Origin of the sequence: Streptomyces sp. NPDC001406 (genome assembly GCF_042895285.1) — a bacterium.
In the GTDB taxonomy this organism is placed as follows: Bacteria; Actinomycetota; Actinomycetes; order Streptomycetales; family Streptomycetaceae; genus Streptomyces.
Genome location: NZ_JBIAWG010000012.1, coordinates 75,098 through 100,206, shown reverse-complemented (window position 1 = coordinate 100,206; position 25,109 = coordinate 75,098). Strand labels below are relative to the sequence as shown.

Sequence of the window (25,109 nt, the reverse complement as noted above, 5' to 3'; positions counted from 1 at the left end):
CAGATCCGATGCAGTGATCACATCAGGGCGCACCAACGGATCGCTAACATGTGGCCAACGGTTCTCCCGCAGGTCGCGAGGCAGTTGGCGCGAAGTCGACGCAGAGCGACGGGAGTAAGCCGGAACCGTAGCGGATTCCGGCCCGGACCGACAGGGAGAGGGTGGCGGGAAACCGCCTTGGACGGGGCGGAAATCCGCCATGGACGGCGGGCGTGCCCGCCGCGGAGCACGGTCGGACAGATCCGGGCGGGAAGGCAGTGGAGCGGCGTGATGCGGCGGTGCGGGCTGCGGTTCGGGCTGCTGGGACCACCCGTTCTGTATGACCGAGCGCTGTACGGGATTTCGTACAGCGGTGGGTACGGCGCCGACGGCCCCGGCGACGGCGCCGAGAACGACCGGGTCGTGTACGACACCGCCCTCACCCACGACACCGGCGACCGCAGCGGCTCCGGGCCCGCGGTCCGGGCGATCGGCAGTCCCAAGGTGCGCGCCCTGCTCGCCGCGCTGCTGCTGGAGGCCGGCCGTGTCGTCTCGGTCGAGTCGCTCAAGGACGCGCTGTGGGGCGGCGCGCCCCCGGCGTCGGCGCAGGCCTCGCTGCACAACCACGTCGCCCGCCTGCGCCGGCTCCTCGACGAACCCGAGCGGCTGCGGGCCGTGGCGCCGGGCTATCTGCTGCGGGTCGACGAGGGCGAGCTGGACGTCCATGTCTTCGACGCGCGGGTGGCCGAGGCACGGGCCGCACACGCCCGCCGGGACTGGGCCGAGGTGCTGCGGGCCTGCGCGGCGGCGCTGGCGCTGTGGCGCGGTACGCCGCTGAGCGGGGTCTCCGCCGAACTCGGCGGATATGCCTTCGTGCAGCGTCTGGAGGAGGCGCGGCTGCTCCTGATCGAGTGGCGGTACGACGCCGAGCTCGCCGTCGGCGGTACGCGACTGTCCGGCCTGGTACCGGAGTTGGCGGCCCTGGTCGCCGAGCATCCGTTGCGCGAGGCGTACCACCGTCAGCTGATGCTCGCCCTGCACCGCACCGACCGCCAGGCCGAGGCCCTCGCCGTCCACCGCGACCTGCGCACCCGTCTGGTCGAGGAACTCGGCATCGAGCCCGGCCCCGCGATCCGTGCCGCCCATGTCGAGGTGCTCCGGGGGTTCTCGGCACCGGTCGTCGGGGGAGCGGGCAGCGCGGAGCCGTCGTACGACGGCCGTCCGGGCGCCGTGGCCGTCGAGGCCCGCGCCGCCCAGGTGTCGCCCGCGCCCGAGGAGACCCCGCAGAGACAGCCGTCCGGATCCGACGACCAGAGCCGGACCGGTGGCGAGGCCCGGAGGGGCGACGAGAACCGGACGGGTGGCGAGGGCGGGGGCCCGGATACGGCGGAAGGTCGGGTGCCCGGCGACAGACAGCCCGCGCCGGCTCAACTGCCTCCGCCGCCCGCGCACTTCACCGGCCGCACCCCTGAACTGCACGAACTGCGCAGCCTGCTCGTCGACCCGAAGGCCCCTGCCGTCGCCGTCATCACCGGCATGGCCGGCGTGGGCAAGAGCGCCCTGGCGCTGCACGCGGCGCATCGGCTGAGGGAACGATTCCCTGACGGCCAGCTGTACGTCAACCTGCACGGCGCCACCCCCGGAGTGCCCCCGCTCGCCCCCTCCCAGGCGCTCGCCGCGCTGCTCCGCGACCTCGGTGCGGAGTCCCGGAGCATCCCCGAACACCCGGACGCGGCGGCCGCGTTGCTCCGCTCCATCCTCGCGCCGACCCGCACCCTGATGGTCCTGGACGACGCCGCGAACGCCGCTCAGGTACGCCCCCTGCTCCCGGCCGGCCCCGGTTGTGCCGTGATCGTCACCAGCCGCTCGCCCCTGACCACGCTCGACGGCGCCCGCCGCTTTCCGCTCGGGCCGCTGACGGGCGAGGACAGCGCCGCGCTGCTGCGTGCGGTGAGCGGCCGCGACGGGCTCCACGCCGGGCACCCGCTCGTTGGCCTCACCGGGCGCCTGCCGCTGGCCCTGCGGGTGGTCGCCGCCCGGCTCGCCGCCCGCAGCGCGCTCACCCCGGACGTCCTGGCCGTTCAACTGGCCGCCACCGAGGGGCGGTTGCACCACCTCGAGTACGACGATCTGAGCGTCCGCCGCTCCCTGGCCGTCGCCCACGACGCGCTCGCCGCCTCCGAGCGCGAGGCCGACCGGGACGCGGCCCTCGCCCTGCGCCGCCTCGGCGCGCTCGACCTCCCGGCGTACGGCGCCCCCCTGCTCGCCCGCCTCACCGGCACCGATGAGCGCCGGGCCGAGGCCGCCCTGGACCGCCTGCTCGACGTGGCCCTCCTGGAGGAGACGGCGTACGGCCGCTACGCACCGCACGACCTGGTCCGCGACTTCGCCCGCGAACTGGCTGGGGCCGACGCCGCCACCGGTGACGGCACCGACGCCGCCGTCGCGGCCCTGCGCTGGTACGCCGCCGTCGCCGAGCGCGCCCTGACCGCGATCGTCGAACCCGGCCTCGACCAGGACGACCGCCGCCGCCCGACCGCCGCGCAGCCGCCCGGGCACGCGGCGGACGTGGCGGCCGTACCGCCCTTCGACTCCGCCGAACAGGCCTTCGCCTGGGGCGATGTGGAGCTGGAGAACATCGTCGCGCTGGTGGAGCGGCACGCGGACGCATTGCCAGACGCATCGCCGGACGAAGCCGCAGACGAAGCCCCAGACGAAGCCTCGGACGCATCCCCGGGCTCATCGCCAGACGTATCGCCGTACGCGCGTCCGGACGTGCAGCCCGCCGACCCCACGGCAGCCGGTGCGCCCGACGACCGCACGGCCGCCCACCTGTCCACCCTCATCCGCCTCGTCTTCCCGTACGTCCAGCGCCGCGGCCGTGTCGCCGAGATGGAGGTGCTCGGCCGGGCCGCCCTCGGTACCGCCCGCAGGCTCGGGGACGAGGCCGCCGAGGCGTATGCGCTGGGCGATCTCGCGGGGCTGCACTTCCTGACCGGCCGGCAGAACGACGCCCTCCGTCTCAACGACCAGGCCCTGGTGATCTGGCGGCACCTCGGCACGAGGTCCTGGATCCGCCGCTGCCTCAACAACCGGGGGCTGCTGCTGGAGGGGCTCGGACGGTACGCCGAGTCCGAGGACGCGCTGCGGCAGAGCCTGGAGTACTCACGCCGGCTGAAGGACCCCTACGGCGAGGCCGTCACCCTCAGCCATCTGGGCAACCTGTACGAGCACACCGACCCGCGGGCCGCCATCGAACAGCACCGGCGCTCGCTGGCGATCGGGAACGAGATCGGTGCCGTCATCGTGCAGCACTCGGCGCACTGCAACATGGGCTACGCCCATCTCACCCTCGGCGAACCGGCCGCGGCCGCCGCGAACTTCGAGGAGAGCCTGCGCATCCTCGGCGGCCACGGCGACTGGCACGGCGAGTCCCAGACCCGGCTCGGCCTGGTCCGCGCACTGCGGCGGCTGGGCCATGCCGAACGCGCCTGGCACGAGTGCGCGGAACTGCTGCGCCGGGCGGAGGACCGCGCCGATCGCTATATGGGCGGTCTCGCCCGCCACCAGTACGGGCTCCTGCTGCGCGGCCGGGGGTGCGTCGAAGAGGCGAACGACGAGTGGCGTGCCGCGCTTTCCGCACTGGACGGAACGGACGCGAAGGCGGTCGTGGCGGAGCTGCGGGAGCTGCTCGGCGGAACCTGCTGACCCCCGGTCATCTCCCCGGCCCTCCCGTCGGCCGCCGATTCGCTTGCGTCGGCCGCGGATTCACTTGGCGTCCGCATAGCACTCCACCACCGCCGTGGTGAACGGAAAGCGCACCGGCGTCTCCCCGAAGGTCAGCCGGCCCGCCAGGTCGGCCGCCTCGCGGATCGCCGCCACCACCGTGTCCGCCTCTTCCTTCGGGCAGTGCACGATGACCTCGTCGTGCTGGAAGAACACCAGCTCGGCCGCCAGGCCGGCGCAGGTCCGGCGCAGCGCGGCGAGCAGCAGCAGCGCCCAGTCGGCGGCACTGCCCTGGACGACGAAGTTGCGGGCGAAGCGACCGCGGGCGCGGGCGTTGGTGGAGGCATAGCCGGGCACCCATTGCTTCCCGTCGGGCCCGTCCTCCCCGGCCGGGATGCCCGCCTCCTCCTCCGCCGCGTCCTCGTCCGCCCCCGCCGCGGGTGGGCAGGTCCGGCCCAGCCAGGTCCGCACGAGCCGCCCCTCCTCGCCGGCCCGCGCCGCCTCGTCGACGTAGGCCACCGCCTTGGGGAAGCGGCGTCTGAGCGCGGCGAGGTTCTTCAGGCCGTCGCCGGAGGTCTGGCCGTAGACCGCGCCGAGCACGGCGAGCTTGGCCTGGGCGCGGTCGCCGGAGAAGGCCCGGTCGGAGACGGACTGGTACAGGTCGGTCTCACGCCCCGCCACCTCCATCAGACCGGGGTCGCGGGAGATCGCCGCCAGCACCCGCGGCTCCATCTGGTCGGCGTCCGCCACGACCAGCCGCCAGCCCGGGTCGGCGACCACGGCCCGCCGGATCACCTTGGGGATCTGCAGCGCGCCCCCACCGTTGGTCACCCAGCGTCCGGTGACCGTCCCGCCCGCGAGGAACTCCGGCCTGAACCGCCCCTCCCGCACCCAGTCCTGCAGCCAGGACCAGCCGTGCGCCACCCAGATGCGGTACAGCTTCTTGTACTCCAGCAGCGGCTTCACGGCCGGGTGGTCGATGGACTCGATCTCCCAGCGGCGCGTGGACTTCACCTTGATCCCGGCCTGCGCGAAGGCCTTGATCACATCGGCGGGCAGATCGGGCCGCACCCGGCGGCCGAACGCGGCCGACACCTCCTCCGCGAGCTCGGCCAGCCGACGGGGCTCACCGCCGCCCGCGTACCGCTCGCCGAGCAGTTCGCGCAGCAGCTCGCGGTGGACGTCCGCGCTCCAGGGCAGGCCCGCGCGGTTCATCTCGGCGGCCACCAGCATGCCCGCCGACTCGGCGGCCGTCAGCAGCCGCATCCGGTCGGGGTGCTCGGCCCGGTCGTGCCGTCGCTGCTGGTCGGCGTAGACGGTGAGGAGGCCGTCGAGCGGCAGGCGGGCGCCCTGCGGCTCGAACAGCGGGGACTGCGCGCCCGGTTCGGCGGCGCGCAGTGGTGGATCGGGCGGTACGGGGCCGCCGCGCAGCCGGGCCAGGGCGGCGGCGGCCGAGCGCGGCTCGCCGGACCGCCCCTCGTGGCCCAGCAGGAGTGTCTCGGCGTCCTCGATGTCGTAGCACCGCTCCACTCGCACCCCCGTGGCGAGCAGACGCGGATAGACCTCGGGGGTCGACCGCCACACCCAGCGCGTCACCTCCGGTCGGCCCCGCACCGCCTCGGCGAGATCGTCCTCCCGCCGCACCGGACCGACGGGCAGCCCGTCCGGACCGAGGGGGGCGAGCTCCACGCCACCGTCCTCGGCCGGAGCGAGCGCCCAGCGGTCGGTCATGGTCGCGAGTGTGGCAGGCACCACTGACAGTCCGTCGTGACCTGCGGTTTCTGTCCTCCGAGTGGTCCGCGTTCCGTGCTTCAGTCCTCCGACGGGTCCGCCGTCCGCGTCTGCACCAGCTGCGAGAGCACCTTGGCGACGTACTGCTCGGTCTTCTGCTTGCTGACGCCGAGGCCGCTGAGGACGCCTTCGCCGTTCTCGTACTCCAGCAGCGCCAGCAGGAGGTGCTCGGTGCCGATGTAGTTGTGGCCGAGGCGCAGCGCCTCGCGGAAGGTGAGCTCCAGCGGCTTCTTGGCCGCGGCGCTGTAGGGGACCAGCTCGGGCACCTCCTCGGCCGCCGGCGGCAGCGCGGCCGACGCCGCCTCGCGGATCGCGTCGGGGGAGACGCCCTGCTCGGCGAGTGCCCTGCCGGCCAGACCCTCGGGCTCGGCGAGCAGGCCCAGGACGAGGTGCTCGGGCAGGACCTCGGCGTTCCGCGCGGCCTTGGCCTCGTTGTGGGCGGCCATGACCACGTTCTGCGCGCGCGGGGTGTAGCGGCTGAAGCCCTGGCTCGGGTCGAGGTCGGCCGACTCCTTGGGCACGAAGCGCTTCTGCGCCGCCTGCCGGGTGACGCCCATGCTCTTGCCGATGTCCGTCCAGGACGCGCCCGAGCGCCGTGCCTGGTCGACGAAGTGACCGATCAGGTGGTCGGCCACGTCGCCCAGGTGGTCGGCGGCGATCACCGCGTCCTGGAGCTGGTCGAGCGGTTCGGCGTGGACCTTCTTGATGGCCTCGATGAGGTCGTCGAGCCGTACGGATGCCGTTCCGGGAGAGTTCGTCGTCATATGTCAACCATAAGTTGACACCCTGGAGCTGTCAACCTGAAGTTGACACTCAAGGGTCGCTCTACTTCGGGGCCGCCGCCAGCCGGACCGCCAGCCCCGCGAACACCGTCCCGCTGAAGATGTCGAGCCCGCGGGCCACTCGCCGGCTGCTCCGCAGCAGCGCGGAGAGCTTCCCGGAGAGCAGTCCGACCGAACCGTCCACCAGGAGGCCCATGAGCGTGATCGTGACGCCGAGCACGAGGAACTGCTCGCGCACGTGTCCGAGTTCCGGGTTCACGAACTGCGGCAGGAAGGAGACGTTGAAGAGGATCACCTTGGGGTTGAGCAGATTGGTGACGGCGCCCCGCCAGAAGGCCCGGCGCCGCCCCGCGTCCGCCGTCCCGTCCGCCGCGACGGGTGCCGCGCCGCTGCGGAACGCCTTGACCGCGAGGTACAGCAGATAGGCGGCGCCCGCCCAGCGCAGCACGTGATAGAGCGCCGGCAGGGTCAGGAACAGGGCCGACAGCCCGAGGGCCGCGGCGACCGAGTGCACGAACATCGCGCAGGCCACCCCGAAGGCGGCGGTCACCCCGGTCAGGGGTCCGCCCCGGCCGCCCATCGCCACGATGAACATCATGTCGGGGCCGGGCGTGATGCAGAGCGCGAAGGCGGCGATCAGGAAGGCCGCGTAGAGAGATGTGTCCACCATGGTGGCCATGCTCGGCGTCACCCCCCGCAGGGGCGACCCGATTTCGGGGAGCGGGACGCGCGCCGTCCCGGCCCGGGGCTACGGCGACTTCGTGTGCTCGTACATCACCACCAGCACCGAGTGCACGGTCTCCTCGTCCCCGTCCTCCTCGGCCGTGTCGACCAGTTCGGCCAAGGTGTCCCGCAACCGCTGTGCCCGCTCGGGGGTGAGGCGCAGATGCCGGAGCGAGAGCAGCGGGTCCCCGGGGGCGCGGTCCAGTTCCTGGGCGACTGCGTTGAGCAGTGCCGCCGTGCCCGCCGCCTGCGGCTCGGCGACCCGCAGACGCCGGCCGACCCGCCGGTAGTAGTGCTCGGTCCCGCCCCGCACCCGCCGCGTCTCCACGATCCGTACGAGCCCTGCCTCGCGCAGCACCTTGAGGTGGTGCCCGATGCTGCCCTTGGCCACCCCCAGCCGCACCGCCAACTGGCTGATCGTGGCGGACCGATGGGTCAGCGCGAAGAGCAGCCGCTGCCGCAGGGGGTGGGCGAGTGCGGCGAACTGGTCGGGTGCGGAGATCTCCAGTACGTCCTCGACGCCGGCGTCGTTCTCCGGCTCGTGCTCGGTCATACCTCAAGCGTCCAATTCTCTTGACGCTTTTGCAAGCCCAGTGCTGTACTCCCGGCCATGACCACCCTGCCCCCCAGCGCCTTCAGCACGCCCAGCCCGCCCGACATCAAGATCCCCGCTCCCGCACCCGCTCCCGTCCCCGTGGCCGACGTCGCCGCCGTCGTCGAGGAGACCGCCCGGCTCGTTGCCGAGCACTACGTCTTCCCGGAAGTCGCCGCGCGGCTGGCCGCGCTGCTGCGCCGCCGGCTGGGGGAGGGCGCGTACGACGTCGACAGTGCCGAGGAACTCGGCGCCCGGGTCACCGCGGACCTCCAGTCCGACAACGGCGATCTGCATCTACGCCTCAAGTACCACCGCGAGCGGGTCCCGCAGGGCCAGGGCGAGGCCACGCTGGCCGCGATGCGCCGCCAGTTCGACACCTCGCTGGGCGGCGTCCCGCGCGTGGAACTGCTGACCGACGGGACCGCGCTCCTCGAACTGGCCCCCGCGCTCTTCCCGCTCGCCTGGTCCGCCGAACCGCTGTCGGCCGCGCTCACCCTGGTCGCGCGCGCCGACGCGCTGATCCTCGACCTCAGGGGGAACCGCGGCGGCGACCCGGAGGCGGTGGCCTTCGTCTGCAGCTATCTGCTCGACGAGCGCACGCATCTGAACACCCAGTACGCGCGCGTGGGGGAGCGCTACGACCAGTCCTGGAGCCTGCCGTACGTCCCGGGCGCCCGGTTCGGCGGGACCAAGCCGGTGTATGCGCTCACCAGCGGTCACACCTTCTCCGGTGCCGAGGAACTGGCCTACAACCTGCAGCAGTTGGGCCGTGCGGTGATCGTGGGGGAGACGACCGGGGGCGGGGCGCACCCGCGCGAGGGCTGGACGGTCCACCCGCACCTGGAGGCCACCGTCCCGGTCGGCCGGTCGATCAACCCGGTGTCCGGCACCAACTGGGAGGGGACGGGTGTCCGCCCGGACATCCCGTGCGCGGCCGCCGACGCCCTCGAACTGGCCCAGCGGGAGTCGGCGCGCGCCTGACAGTCCAAGGTCGTTGTCCACAGGCTGTGGACGGCCCGGACGTGCTGCCCGTGGCGCATGGCACGATCGACGGGTGAGCAGCAGCACGACCAGCACCGTCGAGCGGGCCTTCCGAGCCGCCCTCTACGACGACAACGACTCCGGCCTCGACACCGGTGCGTCCCTTCTCGCCGCCGACCCCGCCGCGGACAGTGAACTCGCACGGCGGGGCGAGGAGTTCGTGGCGACCGCGTGGCGGCGCGGCTGGCAGCCCGCCGACGTCGTACGGCTCGTACGGCGCGAGCTGGACGACGAGCACGTACACCTGGCGGCGGCGCTGATCAGAGCGCAGACGCCGCACGACCGACCACGCGGCCCCCGCTGGACCGCCCAGCTCGACACCCTGCCGGACGCCCCTGCGCGTGCGGCCGACCGCTTCTCGCACGCGACCACCGTCCTGGAGCTGTACCGCCTGCTGCTGCGCCTGCCCGCCCTGGAACCCCTGGAGGAGCCGCGCCGTGAGCACCGGCCGGCCTCCCGCATGCTCACCCGCATCCGTGCGCTGCTCGCCAAGGCCGAGGCGACCGGCTTCCCGGAGGAGGCGGAGGCGCTGAGCGCCAAGGCGCAGGAGCTGATGGCCCGGCACAGCATCGACGAGGCGCTGCTGGCGGCGGACGCTCCCGCGAAGGATGCGCCCGGCGCCTGCCGGATCGGTGTCGAGCCGCCGTACGAGCAGGCCAAGGCGGTGCTGCTGCACGCCGTCGCCGACGCCAACCACTGCCGTGCCGTGTGGAACGAGCCGCTCGGCTTCTCCACGGTCGTCGGTTTCGAACCCGATCTGGAGGCGGTCGAACTCCTCTACACCTCGCTCCTCGTGCAGGCCACGCACGCGATGACGAAGGCGGAGGCGGCCCAGAGAGCGGGCGGGCGCAAGCGGACCAAGACCTTCAGACAGTCGTTCCTCGCGGCCTATGCCCAGCGCGTCGGCGACCGCCTCGCGGCCGCCGCCGACACCCAGGTCACCCAGGTCGCCCAGGACCTCCTTCCGGTCCTGGCCACCCGGGAGACAGCCGTCACCGACCGCATGGAGCGCATGTTCCCGCAGACCACCACCACCCGGCTGCGCGGGGTGAGCGACGAGGCAGGCTGGACGGAAGGGGCGCAGGCGGCGGACCGGGCCCAGGTCAGGGCCCGTCCGCGGCTGGACTGACCCAGGTCCGTCCGCCGCTCGGCCGTACTTGGGTGCTTCAGTCGCCGGCCTGCTGGAAGGCGCTCACCGAGGCGTTCGGGGTGCCCGCGCCACCCTTCTGGGCTACGGGGCCGTACGACCAGGGGAAGCTCATGGCGGTGCCGGAGCCGGGCAGGCTGATCTTCACGTTCTTGGCCTCCAGGCTCGTCGCGTCACCCGCCTTGCCGCGCACATAGCTGATCGTGAAGGAGGCGAAGTCGCCCTTGGCGAGCTTCAGCTTCTGCGCCTTCGCGCCCTGGAGCGCGGGGACCTTGGCCGAGGTGCCGCCCGCTTTCAGCTCCACGTCGGCGAAGCCGTCCAGGGTGCACGGGGCGCTCTGGTTGGTGATGCTGACCGGCACCTCGCCCGTGTCACCGGCCGCCGGGGCCACGCTCGCCGTGCCGATCTGCACCGAGACCTTGCCGAGCTCGCAGGCCGAGCCGCTCTTGCCCTTGGCGCCGCTTGCGCCGTCGTTACAGGCGGTCAGGAGGAGGGCGGCGGCGAGGGCGGTGACGGTGAGCGGAATGGCGCGCATGAGTGGTTCCCTGTCGAGGTTGTGACGGTGCCGTCGGTCAAGAGCCGAGGTTGCCGGTCGGCAGCCCGGACGGCAGCTTTCCGCCCTCGGCCTTGGTGTAGGTCTCCTTGCCGACCTTGCCCGACCAGGTCACCTGCATGGAGTTCTTCGACACCGAGTCGACCATCCCGGTGCCGCGGTCCTTGCTGCCGTCGGTGCAGGTCAGGTGGATCATCTGCATGCCCGCCTCCTCGCCGGCGGTGCCGGTGCACACGGTCCCGCCGGTCGCGAAGAGCCCGGCCTGCTTGTCGGTGACGACCAGGGCCACGGCCTTGCCGTCGGTCGTGGCGAGCCAGCTGCCCTGCAGCTTGCCGGACGAGGAGGTCTTGCCGCCCGTGCCGCCGGTGTCCGCCGTGGACGTCGGGGCCGCGGTCGCGCTCGGGGTGGGGGAGGAACTGTCGTCGGAGCCGCCGCCACCGCTGCACGCGGCCAGCGCGAGCGCACCCGCCATGCCCGCGGCCGTGGCCGCGATCCGCACCCTCGTCGTAGCCGAAGTCACTGGAAGCTCCCAAGCTGTAGCCGGTCGGCCGCCCGGTTGGCCGGAACGCCCGCTGCAAGCTACCAGGACTTGCCAAGGGGGCTTGTGGCCGCCGGGTGGGTATTCGCTGAGCACCTCCCGGACAGGTAGGAGATTCCCTACGCTTGACTCGTAGGGAATCGCCTACCTATCGTCCTCCCCATGAACATCACTCATGCCTCCTTCGTCACCCTCCCCGTCACCGATCAGGACCGTGCCCTGCGCTTCTACCGGGACGTCCTCGGGTTTGAGGTCACCGCTGACCTGGACATGCCGCAGGGTCGATGGCTTCAGGTCGCCCCGCGCGGGGCGCAGACCGTGTTCACGCTCTCGGGGCCGGGGATGGGGGATTTCGAGCCAGGTTCCAGCCGGGGGATCATGTTGGTGACGACCGACGTGGACGCCGACTGCGCCCGGCTCGCCGCAGCGGGCGTCGACGTGCAGGGGCCGGACGAGTTCCCCTGGGGCCGTATGGCCTCCTTCCAGGATTCGGACGGCAACGGTCTGATGCTGCTCACGGAGGCTCGGCGCTAGGAAAGGACGGGGCATGACGACGACTGGGGCCGTCGAGGACCGGATTTTCGCGGCGCTGGCCAACGCCACCCGCCGCGAGGTGCTGCGACTGCTGCGCGAGCGGGGGCCCCAGGCCGTCCAGGCCCTGGCCGACCACTTCGACATGCGCCGCCCCAGCCTCTCGGAACACCTGAAGGTGCTCCGGGAGGCCGGCCTCGTCTCCGAGCAGCGTTCCGGCCGGCAGCGCATCTACCGCCTGGAGGCCGCCCCGCTCGCCGACCTGCAGGACTGGCTCCACCCGTACGAGCGGTTCTGGCGCGGGCAACTGAAGGGGCTCGGCGACCTGCTCGACCGTATGCCCGACGATGACCGGTCATGACCGACACCCCGCCCGCGGACGACCTCACCACGATCCGCGTCGACCAGTACCTCCCGCACCCGCCGGCGAAGGTCTGGCGCGCCCTCACTGAGCCGGAATTGCTCGTTCAGTGGCAGATGCCCGGGTCGGAGAACTTCCGCCTCGAGGTCGGGCACCGATACCGGCTCACCTCGGTCCCGCGTCCCAACACCCGCTTCTCCGGCGTCGTCGACGTGCAGGTTCTCGCCTACGACAGCGAGCGGATGCTGTCCGTCCGGTGGGCCGATGCCGATCCGGCCAATCCCGCGGACTGGACCATCACGTGGACGCTGGAACACGAAGGGCGTGGTACGCGTCTCTTCCTAGTACATGAGGGATTCGATCCGGACGACCCGGCACAGTTGATGGCGCGGAAGATCATGGACGGGGGCTGGCGTTCGCATGTCCTGCGGGCTCTGGGGCAGACGCTGGAACAGCTTCGGTAAAGCGGACGTCAAAGCTGTAACCGTAGGACCACCCCCCGTGCACGTGCATCTGCCCATGCATCTGCACGTGAAGGGGTTATGATCCGGGTCAGTTGACTACAGCATCCATGGCCACATCAGCCAGTGCACCACCGGGGAGCGACCTGTGGACCGCGACGTTGACAGCGTGTACGGGGGGTACGACGTGTACAACGGCATGGCTGCCGCGCAGCTGGACGGAGTGGCCTGGCAGAAGAGCAGGCACAGCAACTCGCAGGGTTCCTGCGTGGAGTTCGCCCGCCTGCCGGGCGGAGACGTGGCCGTGCGCAACTCGCGATTTCCGGACGGCCCCGCCCTTGTCTACACGCGCGCGGAGATCGAGGCGATGCTCCTCGGCGTCAAGGACGGTGAGTTCGACCATCTGATAGCAAGCTGACACCGGCCGTTCACTACAGGGACGTGTCGGGGTAATCGCGGCATCACGCCCAGTAACGCGCGTAGAAGCGCGACGTCAGGTGACGCCGCGCTTCGTCATTCGGCCGACTGGAGCCGGAACAGCGCCCAGACGACCTTGCCGTTGAGCGTGCCGGCGAGCGGGTGCCAGCCCCAGCTGTCGCTGAAGGAGTCGACCAGGAACAGCCCGCGCCCCGACTCGGCCGAGAAGTCGTCCGAGGGACGGGCCACCGGGGTCTCGTGGCTGGGGTCGCGCACCGCGCACACCAGCCGGTCGGTCCAGCGCATCAGGTGCAGCCGCACGGCCGGGGGTTGCTCGGCGCAACGCGCGGCGTCGCCCGGCAGCGCATGCCGCAGGGCGTTGGTGACCAGCTCCGAGACGACCAGGCAGATGTCGTCGAAGCGGTCGCCCACGTCCCATTGGTCGAGGGTTCTGCGCGTGAAGAGCCGGGCTTCGCGCACCGCTTCGTAGCGGGCGGGAAGGGCACAGGAGGCAGCGTTGGACACGGCCGCGGGATCCAGCGGCGGAAGGCCCTGCCGTAACGGCTCGAGCATGGTCGATCCATTCGTCCCCATGCGAGGCACTCCCGGGAATTCGCGGTCGTTGCGATGCAGCGGTGGCGCGGGACCATGGTTTCGGATGCGCACAGCAGATGCAAGGGCAGATGCACGTGCACGAGACCGAATTGAGCAGTCCCGTACCGCTTGTTGGCCATTTTTTCCGCCAACCTCATGCACTTGGCTCACCTGTTGCTTGCTTCTTCCTGTGCGGAAACTTTGGCGTCTTTCCGTTTCCGTAACCGGACGAGTACTGCTCGAAGTGTTTTAGTGGCAGACTTCGGCCCCTGAAGACGTTGGGGAGGCTGGCGAACGTGAGCGCGGGAGAGCCGGGATCGGTGGTGCGGCGCATGCTGCTCGGATCACAACTCAGGCGACTGCGTGAGGCGCGGGGGATCACGCGCGAGGCGGCGGGTTACTCGATCCGCGCCTCCGAATCGAAGATCAGCCGGATGGAGTTGGGCCGGGTGAGCTTCAAAACACGGGACGTCGAAGACCTGCTGACGCTGTACGGCATCTCCGACGAGGCGGAGCGCGAGTCGCTGCTGTCCCTCGCCCGGGAGGCCAACGTCGCGGGCTGGTGGCACAGTTATTCCGACGTACTGCCGAGCTGGTTCCCCACCTATGTGGGCCTGGAGGGCGCCGCCTCCTTGATCCGGGCGTACGAGGTGCAGTTCGTGCACGGCCTGCTGCAGACCGAGGACTACGCGCGCGCGGTCGTCCGGCGCGGCATGAAGGGCGCGAGCGTCGCCGACGTAGAGCGACGTGTGGCGCTGCGCCTGGAGCGGCAGAAGTACCTCGTCTCCGAGAACGCCCCGGACTTCCACATCGTCCTCGACGAGGCGGCCCTGCGCCGGCCGTACGGCGACCGCGAGGTGATGCGCGGCCAGCTCCAGCATCTGATCGAGTTCTCCGAACGGCCCAACGTACGGCTTCAGATCATGCCGTTCAGCTTCGGCGGGCACTCCGGTGAGAGCGGGGCGTTCACCATCCTCAGTTTCCCGGAGTCGGATCTGTCCGATGTCGTGTATCTGGAGCAGCTCACCAGTGCGCTGTATTTGGACAAACGCGAGGACGTGACCCAGTACGAGCAGGCGCTCAAGGAGCTTCAGCAGGACAGCCCGGGGCCGGACGAGAGCCGGGACCTGTTGCGCGGGCTCCTTCAGTTGTCCTGATTCACGCCCTCTTGACTTCACGCGTTCGTTTGCTCGGGTGTCATCTCAACTCACGGCAAACACAAGTACGATGACATGTGATCAGTCTCATCAGACCGATCGGATCGTGAAGTCGATCGGGTGTCCGTCTCGACTGCTTCGGCAGTAAGGGGATCGAGGGATCACATGTCGTCCTGCTTCACCGACCTGGCCGTGCAGTACATCGACGGTGAGTGGCGTCCGGGCACCGGTTCCTGGGACATCATCGACTTCAACCCGTACGACGGCGAGAAGCTGGCCTCGATCACGATAGCCACCATCGACGAGGTCGACGAGGCCTACCGGGCGGCCGCGCGCGCCCAGCAGGAATGGGCCGAGACCAATCCCTACCGCCGCCGTGTCTTCTTCGAGAAGGTCCTGCGCCTCGTCGAGGAGCGGGAGCGCGAGATCACCGAGATGATCATCGCCGAGCTCGGCGGCACCCATATGAAGGCCGGGTTCGAGCTGCACCTCGCCAAGGAGTTCCTGCGCGAGGCGGCCCAGCTGGCGCTGCGCTGCGAGGGGAGATTCCTGCCCTCGCCGATCGACGGCAAGGAGAACCGCCTCTACCGCGTCCCACTCGGCGTGGTGGGCGTCATCAGCCCCTTCAACTTCCCCTTTCTGCTGTCGATCAAGCCCGTTGCCTCGGCCCTCGCGCTCGGCAACGCCGTCGTCCTCAAGCCCCACCAGGACACCCCGATCTGCGGCGGCACGCTGATCGCCAAGCTCTTCGAGGACGCGGGGCTGCCGCCGGGCCTGCTGAACGTGGTGCTCACCGACATAGCGGAGATAGGCGACGCCTTCATAGAGCACCCGGTCCCCAAGCTGATCTCCTTCACCGGCTCCGACAAGGTCGGCCGGCACATCGCCACCGTCTGCGCCTCGCAGCTCAAGCGCTCGGTCCTGGAACTGGGCGGCAACAGCGCGCTGGTGGTCCTCGACGACGCGGACATCGACTACGCGGTCGACGCGGCCGTCTTCAGCCGGTACGTCGACCAGGGCCAGGTCTGTATGGCGGCGAACCGCGTCCTGGTGGACCGCTCGGTCACGGACGAGTTCACCGAGAAGTTCGTCGCCAAGGTCAAGACGCTGAAGACGGGCGATCCGAGCGATCCGCAGACCGTCATCGGGCCGGTCATCAACTCCCTCCAGGCGAACGCCATCTCGGCCGCGATCGAGCAGGCCGTCGCCGAGGGTGCCACGGTCCTGGTGCGCGGCACGACGACGGACAACCTGGTGGAGCCCTCCGTCCTGACGGACGTGCCGACCGACTCCTCCCTGCTGCACAAGGAGATTTTCGGCCCCGTCGCCCTGCTGGTCCCGTTCGACGGTGAGGAGGAAGCGGTCCGCATCGTCAACGACACCCCGTACGGCCTGAGCGGCGCCGTCCACACCGCCGACATCGAGCGGGGCGTGGCGTTCGCCAAGCGGGTCGACACCGGCATGTTCCATGTGAACGACGGCACCATCCACGACGAGCCGCTGGTCCCCTTCGGCGGCGAGAAGCACTCCGGCATCGGCCGGCTCAACGGCGAGACGACCCTGGACGCCTTCACCACCCTGAAGTGGATCTCGGTGCAGCACGGACGCAGCGAGTTCCCGTTCTGACGCCGACCGGAGCCGACCGGCGAGGACGTCCGGTCGCGGTTCCCCCACGGCGGGTGGAGATCGCGAGCATCGGCGGCTTTCTGGTCGTCGGGGGGACTCGTCTCCGGCCCGAACGAGGTCCCCGCCGGCCGCAATGCCACGGTGCGCCACCCGGGCGGGGTCGTGTTCGAGTAGGTCGAGCATTCCGTCCGACCGAGCCCCGCCCTTGAGGACAGAAGCTGACCGCAAGGGTCCGTAACGTCATCGGTGTCAGGCAAGGGAAAGCCGTTGGACCCGATGAAAGGGGCCGGTCATGGTCACTCATGTGCGAGCCGAGGCGCAGGGCGACGAGCGGGGGGCGCTGCTCGCCTTCCTCGCGGAGCAGCGCGGGGGCATCCGGCGCGCGGTGCTGGGGCTGACGGACGAGCAGGCCACCAGCAGGCCCAGCGCCAGTGAGCTGTCCCTGGCCGGGCTGGTCAAGCATGTCGCCGAGGTCGAGCAGGGCTGGATCGCGCGGGCCAAGGGCGAGCCGCCGGCGGTCAAGCGGGACGAGTCGAACTGGCATGAGTGTTTCGCGCTCGCCGAGGGCGAGACGACGGCCCAGCAGCTGGCGTACTGGCAGGAGGTCGCCGCGGAGACGGAGCGGTTCGTCCGCTCGCTCCCCAGCCTGGACGACACCTTCCCGCTGCCGAACGACCCCTGGTTCCCGCCGGACGAGGCCGTCTCCATGCGCTGGCTCGTGCTCCATCTGATCCGCGAGACGGCACGGCACGCCGGCCACGCCGACATCATCCGCGAGTCGCTGGACGGGAAGACGGCGTTCGAGCTGGTGGCCCAGGAGCAGGGCACGTCCTGGGGCTGACCCCGTGGGTCATACGCTGAGCGCATGTCAGCGATCCGTCTCCTCGTGCTGGGCGCCGTGCGCCAGCACGGGCGGGCCCATGGCTACCAGGTGCGCAACGACCTGGAGTACTGGGGCGCGCACGAGTGGTCCAACGCCAAGCCCGGCTCGATCTACCACGCCCTGAAGCAGATGGCCAAGCAGGGACTGCTGCACGCGCACGAGATCGCGCCGTCCACGGCCGGTGGCCCGCCGCGCACCGAGTACGAGATCACGGACCGGGGGAGCGAGGAGTTCTTCCGGCTGCTGCGGGAGTCCCTGGTCGCCTACGACCAGAAGATGGACATCCAGTCGGCGGCCATCGGCTTCCTCGTCGAGCTGCCGCGGGACGAGGCGGTGGCCCTGCTGAAGGAGCGGATCCGGCGGATCGAGCAGTGGCGGTCCGCCGTCACCGAGCACTACATCCCCGAGGACGGCCCCGAACAGCTGGGCCACATCGGCGAGATCATGAACCTGTGGGTCCACACGGCCGACTCCGACGCCGCGTGGACCCATGGGCTGATCGCGCGCCTCGAGCGCGGCGCCTACACCTTCGCCGGCGAGGGCGAGCCGTTCGTGGGCGTCCTCGCCGAGGGGCAGGAGAACCCGTACGCGACGGGGGAGCGGCATCCCGGGGACCATCGCTAATCAAGTTTGACCAATCGAGGGGCCGCGTTACCTTCGGGTGAGCAGTCAAGTGTGACTGAGTCGCCGGCCGGACTCAGTGGTGGAAGCCGGTGGCTGCCGCCTTGTCCCGGGTCAGGGGATGCGGCTGGCGGCGCAGTTCCGGCAGGAGTCGGTCCAGGTCGTCCAGGAACAGGTCGGCCAGGTCGAGGGAGAAGCCGTTGCGGCACACCACCCGCAGGACGGACAGGTCCTCCCGGTTGGGCGGGAAGGTGTACGCGGGCACCAGCCAGCCGCTCTCACGCAGCCGCCGGGAGACGTCGAAGACGTCGTACGACGTCACGTCGGGGGCGGTGGTGAAGGCGAACACCGGCAGCTGGTCGCCCCGGGTCAGCAGCCGGAAGTCGCCGAGCGCCTCGATCCGCTCGGCGAGCCCGCCCGCCACGTCCCGGGTGGTCTGCTGCACGGCCCGGTAGCCGTCCCGGCCCAGCCGCAGGAACGTGTAGTACTGCGCGACCACCTGGGCGCCGGGACGCGAGAAGTTCAGCGCGAAGGTCGGCATGTCGCCGCCCAGGTAGTTGACCCGGAAGACGAGCTCCTCGGGCAGCGCTGTCTGGTCCCGCCACAGCGCCCAGCCGACGCCCGGGTAGACCAGCCCGTACTTGTGCCCCGAGGTGTTGATCGAGGCCACGCGCGGGAGGCGGAAGTCCCACACCAGGTCCTCGTCGAGGAAGGGCGCGATCATGCCGCCGGACGCGCCGTCCACATGCACCGGGACGTCGAGGCCGGTGCGCTCCTGGAGGGCGTCCAGGGCGGAACACAGGTCGGCGATCGGCTCGTACGACCCGTCGAACGTCGAGCCGAGGATGCCGACGACCCCAATGGTGTTCTCGTCGCACAGCTCGGCCGCGGCCTGCGGGTCGAGGTGGTAGCGGTCGCCCTCCATGGGGACCAGGCGGGCCTCCACCTCCCAGAAGTTGCAGAACTTGTCCCAGCAGACCTGGACGTTGACCCCCATGACGAGGTTCGGCCGCACGTCGTGCGCCGGGTAGCGGTCGGCGTTGCGCTGCGCCCAGCGCCGCTTGAGCGCCATTCCGGCGAGCATGCACGCCTCGCTGGAACCGGTCGTCGAACAGCCCACCGCGGCCGCCGGATCGGGCGCGTTCCACAGGTCGGCGAGCATCGCCACACAGCGCCGCTCCAGTTCGGCCGTGCGCGGGTACTCGTCCTTGTCGATCATGTTCTTGTCCCGGCACTCCGCCATCAGGACCCCGGCCTGCGGCTCCATCCAGGTGGTGACGAACGTGGCCAGGTTGAGCCGGGAGTTGCCGTCCAGCATCAGCTCGTCGTGCACCAGCTGATACGCCGTGTTCGGCGCCAGCGGGGTGTCCGGGAGCCGGTGCGTCGGCGGGGCCTCGGTCATGCCGACGACCGGATTGGCCTCGCCGAAGAACGGGTTGATGGACACGGTCCGCTGTTCGTGCTTCTCCGGACCCTTGTGCAGTGCCATGGTCGTGTCTCCTAGGAGGGGGAGTGACAGGAGGGGAAGTGAGGAGAGAAGGCGGGTGGAGCGTCCGGCCGGTCACCGCACCGGCGTCCCGTCCGGCCGCAGTTGCATCTGCGGCCGCCCCGTCACCAGCAGCCAGGCCGGCAGCGAGGCGACGCACAGCAGCGCGATGATCGTCGGCGAGGCGACCAGAACCGCGGCGGTGAACAGGCTCACCCAGCCCTGCCGGGTGATGGCCAGGAGCATGCCCAGCACACCCGCCGCCACGCCCACGGCGGGCGAGACCGCGGGCACCAGGGCGTGGGCGCAGAGCCCCAGGGCGGTGCCCACGAACACGGAGGGGAAGATCCGGCCGCCGCGGAAGCCACAGGTCGCGGCGACCGTCAGGGCGGCCAGCTTCACCACCGTCATCGTGGCGAACTGCCCGGCCGACCAGCCCTCGGGGTCGTGCGCCAGCTCCGCCAGCTGGTCCAGGCCCTTGAAGAGCGTCAAAGGGCCGCCCAGGGCCCCCAGCGCCCCCAGCACGAGCCCGCCCACCGGAAGCATCAGCATCGGGTGGCGCAGCCGCTGGAAGGCCGCGTGGAGGTAGGGGAAGGCATGGACGGCGCACATGCCGAGCAGCGCCCCGACCGACGCGACGACGATCGCCGACAGCACGTCGACCGCGTCCGGCCGGTCGATCGGGGGCAGATGGAGGTCGAAGGACGCGTGGTGGAGCAGGTCGGTCGTGATGGAACCGGCCGCGCCGGCGGCCAGGGGAGCGAAGAGGTTGTCCCACAACAGCCCCCTGGTCTGCTGTCCGGCCAGCGCCTCCGAGATGACCAGGGCCGCCGCCACCGGCGTGCCGAACAGCGCGCCGATCGTCGCCGCCTCCGCCAGCGCCCCCCACAGCCCGCCCGGCAGCCGGGGGAGGAACCGGTGGCCCAGCCACACCGCGAGGCCCACGTTCACCGCGATGATCGGGTTCTCCGGGCCGAGGCTCGGGCCGCCCGCGAGCATCAGGGCGGCCGCCAGCAGCAGGCCCGGCAGTACGGAGAGGGGCAGCGTGGGCGCGTTCAGCCCCACGGTGGCCGGGTCGGGTCCCGCGTGCCCGGGCGCCTTCCACACCACCAGCCCGACCGCGATCCCGGTCGCGGTGAGCATGACGAAGATCCACAACGTGGAGTAGCCGCCGATCCCCAGGGCATTCGGCAGGTTCTGCCACAGCACGCCCTGGAGCTTCTCGGCCGCCACGCTCACCCCGACGAAGAGCAGGCTGGAGATCACGCCCACGGCGAGAGCGGGCAGGATCAACGGCAGCAGGGCGCGCGCGGGCGTCGCGGGGACGGTGCTGGGCGCCTGTTGCGCGGAGTCCTGGGCCACGGGGTCACCATAAGCGGATGAAACGGGCGTAACACTCGGAGGGGTGCAGCCGGGGCACGCCCACCGCAACGGGCTTGCACCTCACGTCACGTGAGGCCCCACCGTGGAGCGTGTACCGAGAAGAAGGAGCGGATGTGAGCTACTCCGTAGGACAGGTCGCCGGATTCGCCGGGGTCACGGTGCGCACCCTGCACCACTACGACGAGATCGGCCTGCTCGCCCCGAGCGAGCGCAGCCACGCGGGCCACCGGCGCTACAGCGACGCCGACCTCGACCGGCTGCAGCAGATCCTGTTCTACCGGGAGCTCGGCTTCCCGCTCGACGAGGTCGCGGTCCTGCTCGACGACCCCGACGCGGACCCGCGCGCGCACCTGCGCCGCCAGCACGAACTGCTGACCGCCCGGATCGAGAAGCTGCAGAAGATGGCCGCGGCCGTGGAGCACGCCATGGAGGCACGCAAGATGGGCATCAACCTCACGCCCGAGGAGAAGTTCGAGGTCTTCGGCGACAAGGATCCCGAGCAGTACGCCGAGGAGGCGGAACAGCGCTGGGGCGGCACCGCGGAGTACGCCGAGTCACAGCGCCGCGCCGCCCGCTACACCAAGGACGACTGGAAGCGCATGCAGGCCGAGGTGGCCTCCTGGGGCGAGCGCTACGACGCCCTGATGGCCACCGGCGAGCCGCCGACCGGCGAGGCTGCCATGGACATGGCCGAGGAACACCGCCGGCACGTCTGCCGGTGGTTCTACGAGTGCTCGTACGAGCTCCACCAGTGCCTCGGCGGGATGTACGTGTCCGACGAGCGCTTCAAGGCGTACTACGACTCCATGCGGCCGGGTCTCGCCGAGCACCTCAAGGAGGCGATCACGGCGAACGCGGCGCGGCACGCGGCGTGACCCTGCCCCTGCCCCTGGCCCGGGTGGCCTACTCCCGGGTCAGGACCACCGCGGTCCCGTAGGCGCACACCTCCGTGCCCACGTCGGCCGCGTCGGTCACGTCGAAGCGGAACGCCAGCACCGCGTTGGCGCCACGCGCGCGTGCCTGCTCCACCAGCCGCTCCATGGCCTGGTTGCGGGTCTGCACCAGGGTCTTCGTCAGTCCCTTCAGCTCACCGCCGATCATCGACTTCAGGCCCGCGCCGATCTGGCTGCCGAGGTGCCGGGACCGCACGGTCAGCCCGAAGACCTCGCCGATGACGTCCTGCACCCGGTGACCGGGCACGTCGTTGGTGGTCACCACCAGCACATCGGGCTGGGGCCCCTGGCCGCCGCCGTACTCGTCGATTCCCATGGCTCACAGCTTTGTCCGAGCGCCCGCACATTGCATCCCGGAGACCCCGGTGGAACCTGGGGCGGACACATTGCGTTGATAGCTTTGTACGGCGGCACGAAGCCGTACCGCCTTCACCCTCAGGAGCCCGGAACCGTGACGACTCTCGCCCTCGGGCCGAGCTGGCTGGACCCCAACTACCTGCTCGAGACATACAGCATCTGGGGCCTGCTGCTCATCGTGTTCGCCGAGTCGGGCCTGCTCATCGGGTTCTTCCTGCCGGGTGACTCGCTGCTGTTCACCTGCGGTCTGCTGATCACCTCCCACCAGCTGGACTTCCCGCTGTGGGCCGCGATCGCCCTCATCTGCGCCGCCGCGGTCCTCGGTGACCAGGCGGGCTACATGTTCGGCAAGAAGGTCGGCCCGTCGCTCTTCAACCGTCCGGACTCCCGCCTCTTCAAGCAGGAGAACGTCACCAAGGCGCACGAGTTCTTCGAGAAGTACGGCCCGAAGTCCCTGATCCTGGCCCGCTTCGTGCCCGTCGTGCGTACGTTCACGCCGATCATCGCCGGCGTCAGCGGCATGAAGTACCGCTCGTTCCTGGTCTTCAACGTGATCGGTGGCGTCCTGTGGGGTGCGGGCGTCACCCTGCTCGGCTCGTGGCTCGGCAACATCGACTTCGTCAACAAGAACATCGAAGCGATCCTCATCCTGATCGTCCTGATCTCGGTGATCCCGATCGCCATCGAGTTCCTGCGGGCCCGCTCCAAGAACCGGAAGAACCCGCCCGCCGAGACCCCGGCCGGGCAGCAGCCCTTCCAGCAGCAGTCCCAGGCCCCGGTCATGGACGACGCCACGACCCGGCTGCGCCGCATCGAGCCGACGTACGACCAGCAGCAGCCGCAGCAGCAGCCGTACGGCTCGAACCAGGCCTACGGGAACCAGGCCTACGGCAACCAGGGCTATGGCAACGAGGCGTACGACAACCAGGGCTACGGCCAGCAGTACCAGGGCTACGACAACCAGTACTACGACCAGCAGCAGTATCCGTACGACTACAACCAGGGGCAGGGCAACCACAGCGCCCAGTGAGCGGCGCCGGCAGGCGGCCGGCTCAGAAGCCCCTGGTCCGCTTGGCGGCCCGGCGCTTCCCGGCGGAGCCGACCCGCAGGAACAGCCGCGAGATCTCCGCCCCCAGGTTCACCCCGATGGCGATGGCCATGGCCAGTGACGCGGCCTTGGCCAGCGACACAAGACCCTTGTCGACCTCGTTCTGCGCCATCGACAGCAGCCCGAAATAGGTCGCCGAACCCGGCAGCAACGGCCCGATCGCCGCGGTCGTGTACGGCAGCGCGGACGCGAACCGGTACCTCGACAGCAACTGCCCGAACAGGCCGACCAGGCCCGCGGCCACGGCCGTGGAGGCCACCGGCGAGATACCGCCGACGTAGTGCATCGCGCCGTAGACCGACCAGGCGACGCCCCCGTTGAGGGTCACCGGCAGCACGGTGGACCGTTCCTGCTGGAGCAGCACCGCGAAGGTCAGCGACAGCAGCATGGACGCGGCGATCTGCAGCAGCGGCCGCTCGGCGATGTTCAGCCCCGCGTCCGGGTTGAGCGTGCCGCCCAGCTTCACGCCGAAGTACAGGATGACCAGCACCCCGATGACGATGCCGACGAAGAAGTACATGACCTCCAGCAGCCGGGCCGCCGCGGTGATGTAGAAGCCGGTCAGACCGTCCTGCACGCCCGCCACCAGCGCCCGCCCGGGCAGCAGTGCGAACAGTCCACCGGTGACGACGGCGGACGCCTTCACATCGACGTGCGCCAGCGCGAAGGCCACACCGATCATCGCGGGCGGCATCGCCGCCACGGTGAACTGGTAGAACTCCGGCAGCCCGCGCCCCGCGCACAGCCACGCCAGCCGGTCGCCGAGCATCGCGCCCAGCATGGCCGCGACGAACACGATCAGGTCACCGCCGACCAGCACCGAGGCCGCGCCGGCCAGCAGCCCGCTCGCCACGGTCAGCGCCCAGCCGGGGTACGGGTGGCGGTTGCGGCGGATCTCGGCGAGCCGCCGGTAGGCCTCTTCGAGGGAGACATGGGTCTCCGGGTCGGTGAGGTCGTCCACGAGCCGGAAGACGGCAGCCAGACGCGTGTAGTCGGTGCCCCGGCGGCGCACCGTCCGGGACGCCGTCACCGGGTCGTCCACCAGGGACGGCTGGTACGAGATCGACAGCAGCGTGAAGGTGACGGTCGGCTCGCAGCGGTCCAGCGCGTACGCCCGGCAGACGGCGAACATCGCCGCCTCCACGTCCTCGGCGTTCTCGCCGCCCGCCAGCAGCAGCTCGCCGATACGCAGGGTCAGGTCGAGCACGCGCGGGACGGCCGGACCGCCCTCCTCCGCCTTCTGCACCGGCTCCGGCGCCGGGCGCTCCGCCACCGGCATGCGCAGCATCGTGCGCATCCGGTCCTGCCAGGGCGCGTCCTTGGTCAGGCTGACGGCGGGTATGCCCGTCGCCGGGGTGAAGACGGCCGGGGCCTGCCGGGCGTCGTAGGTGCTCGGCGGACTGAACGCCGAGCCCTCCGGCTCGGCGCCCGGCGGCTGCGGGGCATCCAGGCCCTCGGGCAGGACGAACTCCGAGGTCGTCTCGGACTCACCGGTGGCCTTGGGGACCTCCAGCCCCTCCGGAACGGCGAACTCGGACGTGATCTCGGGGTCGTACGCACTCCTCGCCTCGTCCGACTGCGGCTTGCGGTCCTCCGCGTCCGTCACTGAAGAGCACTCCCTGTACGACACTCCGACAGGCTCAGTATGCGCACAGAGATGCCGACGGGCCGCACGCGTGCGCGTGCGGCCCGTTCACAGGGGCGGGGTCTCAGTGACCGCCCTGCTCCTCGAAGCGCTTGTAAGACCGCTCGATCTCCGTCTCGGCGTCGGTGCGGCCCACCCAGTTGGCGCCCTCTACCGACTTGCCGGGCTCCAGGTCCTTGTAGACCTCGAAGAAGTGCTGGATCTCCAGACGGTCGAACTCCGACACGTGGTGGATGTCGCGCAGGTGCTCGACACGCGGGTCGGTGGCCGGAACGCACAGCAGCTTGTCGTCGCCGCCCGCCTCGTCCGTCATACGGAACATGCCGATCGCGCGGCACTTGATCAGGCAGCCCGGGAAGGTCGGCTCGTCCAGGATGACCAGCGCGTCCAGCGGGTCGCCGTCCTCGCCGAGGGTGTTCTCGACGAAGCCGTAGTCGGTCGGGTAGGCGGTCGAGGTGAAGAGGCGACGGTCCAGGCGGATCCGACCGGTCTCGTGGTCCACCTCGTACTTGTTCCGCGAACCCTTCGGGATCTCGATCGTGACGTCGAACTCCACCGGTGGCTCCTCCATGATCAGCACATAGTTCTGGTGGTTAAGTGTCCCTCACGCAGGTGTGTGATCGCGAAAGGGGCTGGTCCTTGTGCCAGAAC

The 25,109-nt window shown here is 70.8% G+C and carries 25 protein-coding genes; 13 read left to right on the top strand and 12 right to left on the bottom strand.

Annotated elements, in window-relative coordinates; all coding sequences use genetic code 11:
- Positions 1 to 270 precede the first annotated feature (270 nt).
- The gene (locus ACFY1J_RS28225; RefSeq protein WP_390732203.1) at positions 271 to 3,687 is read left to right on the top strand and encodes a BTAD domain-containing putative transcriptional regulator; all 3,417 of its coding nucleotides are present in this window, start codon (positions 271 to 273) and stop codon (positions 3,685 to 3,687) included.
- A 60-nt stretch (positions 3,688 to 3,747) separates the two neighbouring features.
- Here the strand turns inward: ACFY1J_RS28225 and ACFY1J_RS28220 are convergent, their stop codons facing one another.
- The 4 genes from ACFY1J_RS28220 to ACFY1J_RS28205 form a co-directional block, all read right to left on the bottom strand.
- Entirely contained in the window at positions 3,748 to 5,436 is a 1,689-nt protein-coding gene (locus ACFY1J_RS28220; protein ID WP_390732202.1) for a bifunctional 3'-5' exonuclease/DNA polymerase, read from the bottom strand.
- Between the two features lie 80 nt (positions 5,437 to 5,516).
- The gene (locus ACFY1J_RS28215; RefSeq protein ID WP_390732201.1) at positions 5,517 to 6,260 is read right to left on the bottom strand and encodes a Clp protease N-terminal domain-containing protein; all 744 of its coding nucleotides are present in this window, start codon (positions 6,258 to 6,260) and stop codon (positions 5,517 to 5,519) included.
- A 61-nt stretch (positions 6,261 to 6,321) separates the two neighbouring features.
- Positions 6,322 to 6,948 (bottom strand): LysE family translocator, encoded by a 627-nt coding sequence (locus tag ACFY1J_RS28210; protein WP_390732200.1) that lies wholly within the window; start codon positions 6,946 to 6,948, stop codon positions 6,322 to 6,324.
- 78 nt (positions 6,949 to 7,026) lie between these two features.
- Complete coding sequence (locus ACFY1J_RS28205) at positions 7,027 to 7,554, bottom strand: ArsR/SmtB family transcription factor (protein WP_390711680.1); 528 nt, start codon at positions 7,552 to 7,554, stop codon at positions 7,027 to 7,029.
- A 57-nt stretch (positions 7,555 to 7,611) separates the two neighbouring features.
- On the opposite strand from ACFY1J_RS28205, the gene ACFY1J_RS28200 reads away from it, so the two are divergent.
- Positions 7,612 to 8,577, top strand: a complete 966-nt coding sequence (locus ACFY1J_RS28200) for a S41 family peptidase (RefSeq protein ID WP_390732199.1) — start codon at positions 7,612 to 7,614, stop codon at positions 8,575 to 8,577.
- A 73-nt stretch (positions 8,578 to 8,650) separates the two neighbouring features.
- On the top strand, positions 8,651 to 9,766 hold the full coding sequence (locus ACFY1J_RS28195; protein ID WP_390732198.1) for a DUF2786 domain-containing protein: 1,116 nt from the start codon (positions 8,651 to 8,653) through the stop codon (positions 9,764 to 9,766).
- 37 nt (positions 9,767 to 9,803) lie between these two features.
- Here ACFY1J_RS28195 and ACFY1J_RS28190 read toward each other — a convergent pair whose 3' ends face one another.
- Both ACFY1J_RS28190 and ACFY1J_RS28185 read right to left on the bottom strand, forming a co-directional pair.
- A complete protein-coding gene (locus ACFY1J_RS28190; RefSeq protein WP_390732197.1) occupies positions 9,804 to 10,319 on the bottom strand; it encodes a DUF4232 domain-containing protein in 516 nt (171 codons plus the stop codon).
- A gap of 37 nt (positions 10,320 to 10,356) precedes the next feature.
- Positions 10,357 to 10,809 carry a hypothetical protein gene (locus tag ACFY1J_RS28185; RefSeq protein WP_390711758.1) on the bottom strand — a complete coding sequence of 151 codons (453 nt, stop codon included), beginning with the start codon at positions 10,807 to 10,809 and terminating at the stop codon, positions 10,357 to 10,359.
- 228 nt (positions 10,810 to 11,037) lie between these two features.
- Here ACFY1J_RS28185 and ACFY1J_RS28180 point away from each other — a divergent pair, with 228 nt between their 5' ends.
- The 4 genes from ACFY1J_RS28180 (at position 11,038) to ACFY1J_RS28165 (ending at position 12,646) form a co-directional block, all read left to right on the top strand.
- A complete protein-coding gene (locus ACFY1J_RS28180) occupies positions 11,038 to 11,409 on the top strand; it encodes a VOC family protein (protein ID WP_390711676.1) in 372 nt (123 codons plus the stop codon).
- A gap of 13 nt (positions 11,410 to 11,422) precedes the next feature.
- Positions 11,423 to 11,767: an ArsR/SmtB family transcription factor gene (locus tag ACFY1J_RS28175; protein ID WP_390711675.1), complete on the top strand. Its 345-nt coding sequence runs from the start codon at positions 11,423 to 11,425 to the stop codon at positions 11,765 to 11,767.
- Complete coding sequence (locus tag ACFY1J_RS28170) at positions 11,764 to 12,231, top strand: SRPBCC domain-containing protein (protein ID WP_390711674.1); 468 nt, start codon at positions 11,764 to 11,766, stop codon at positions 12,229 to 12,231. The genes ACFY1J_RS28175 and ACFY1J_RS28170 overlap by 4 nt, the downstream gene beginning before the upstream one ends.
- Before the next feature lie 145 nt (positions 12,232 to 12,376).
- A complete protein-coding gene (locus ACFY1J_RS28165) occupies positions 12,377 to 12,646 on the top strand; it encodes a DUF397 domain-containing protein (RefSeq protein ID WP_390711673.1) in 270 nt (89 codons plus the stop codon).
- 95 nt (positions 12,647 to 12,741) lie between these two features.
- Here ACFY1J_RS28165 and ACFY1J_RS28160 read toward each other — a convergent pair whose 3' ends face one another.
- Positions 12,742 to 13,218: an ATP-binding protein gene (locus ACFY1J_RS28160; protein WP_390711672.1), complete on the bottom strand. Its 477-nt coding sequence runs from the start codon at positions 13,216 to 13,218 to the stop codon at positions 12,742 to 12,744.
- A gap of 353 nt (positions 13,219 to 13,571) precedes the next feature.
- Between ACFY1J_RS28160 and ACFY1J_RS28155 the strand changes: the two genes are divergently transcribed.
- From ACFY1J_RS28155 to ACFY1J_RS28140, 4 genes are all read left to right on the top strand, one after another.
- On the top strand, positions 13,572 to 14,396 hold the full coding sequence (locus tag ACFY1J_RS28155) for a helix-turn-helix domain-containing protein (RefSeq protein ID WP_390711757.1): 825 nt from the start codon (positions 13,572 to 13,574) through the stop codon (positions 14,394 to 14,396).
- Positions 14,397 to 14,561: 165 nt separating this feature from the next.
- Complete coding sequence (locus ACFY1J_RS28150) at positions 14,562 to 16,022, top strand: aldehyde dehydrogenase family protein (protein ID WP_390711671.1); 1,461 nt, start codon at positions 14,562 to 14,564, stop codon at positions 16,020 to 16,022.
- Positions 16,023 to 16,314: 292 nt separating this feature from the next.
- On the top strand, positions 16,315 to 16,863 hold the full coding sequence (locus ACFY1J_RS28145; protein WP_390711670.1) for a DinB family protein: 549 nt from the start codon (positions 16,315 to 16,317) through the stop codon (positions 16,861 to 16,863).
- Between the two features lie 24 nt (positions 16,864 to 16,887).
- Positions 16,888 to 17,529 (top strand): PadR family transcriptional regulator, encoded by a 642-nt coding sequence (locus ACFY1J_RS28140; protein WP_390711669.1) that lies wholly within the window; start codon positions 16,888 to 16,890, stop codon positions 17,527 to 17,529.
- Between the two features lie 73 nt (positions 17,530 to 17,602).
- Here the strand turns inward: ACFY1J_RS28140 and ACFY1J_RS28135 are convergent, their stop codons facing one another.
- Both ACFY1J_RS28135 and ACFY1J_RS28130 read right to left on the bottom strand, forming a co-directional pair.
- Positions 17,603 to 19,015, bottom strand: a complete 1,413-nt coding sequence (locus ACFY1J_RS28135) for a glutamate decarboxylase (RefSeq protein ID WP_390711668.1) — start codon at positions 19,013 to 19,015, stop codon at positions 17,603 to 17,605.
- Between the two features lie 72 nt (positions 19,016 to 19,087).
- Positions 19,088 to 20,374, bottom strand: a complete 1,287-nt coding sequence (locus ACFY1J_RS28130) for an ion channel protein (RefSeq protein ID WP_390711667.1) — start codon at positions 20,372 to 20,374, stop codon at positions 19,088 to 19,090.
- A 134-nt stretch (positions 20,375 to 20,508) separates the two neighbouring features.
- Here ACFY1J_RS28130 and ACFY1J_RS28125 point away from each other — a divergent pair, with 134 nt between their 5' ends.
- Positions 20,509 to 21,270, top strand: coding sequence for a MerR family transcriptional regulator (locus ACFY1J_RS28125; protein WP_390711666.1), 762 nt, complete (start codon positions 20,509 to 20,511; stop codon positions 21,268 to 21,270).
- Positions 21,271 to 21,298: 28 nt separating this feature from the next.
- Here ACFY1J_RS28125 and ACFY1J_RS28120 read toward each other — a convergent pair whose 3' ends face one another.
- A complete protein-coding gene (locus ACFY1J_RS28120; protein WP_390711665.1) occupies positions 21,299 to 21,664 on the bottom strand; it encodes a YbjQ family protein in 366 nt (121 codons plus the stop codon).
- A gap of 135 nt (positions 21,665 to 21,799) precedes the next feature.
- Here ACFY1J_RS28120 and ACFY1J_RS28115 point away from each other — a divergent pair, with 135 nt between their 5' ends.
- Entirely contained in the window at positions 21,800 to 22,735 is a 936-nt protein-coding gene (locus tag ACFY1J_RS28115; RefSeq protein WP_390711664.1) for a DedA family protein, read from the top strand.
- Positions 22,736 to 22,757: 22 nt separating this feature from the next.
- Here the strand turns inward: ACFY1J_RS28115 and ACFY1J_RS28110 are convergent, their stop codons facing one another.
- Together ACFY1J_RS28110 and ACFY1J_RS28105 are read right to left on the bottom strand one after the other, a co-directional pair.
- Entirely contained in the window at positions 22,758 to 24,419 is a 1,662-nt protein-coding gene (locus tag ACFY1J_RS28110) for a threonine/serine exporter ThrE family protein (protein ID WP_390711663.1), read from the bottom strand.
- 103 nt (positions 24,420 to 24,522) lie between these two features.
- Positions 24,523 to 25,014, bottom strand: coding sequence for an inorganic diphosphatase (locus ACFY1J_RS28105; RefSeq protein WP_363296450.1), 492 nt, complete (start codon positions 25,012 to 25,014; stop codon positions 24,523 to 24,525).
- Positions 25,015 to 25,109 lie beyond the last annotated feature (95 nt).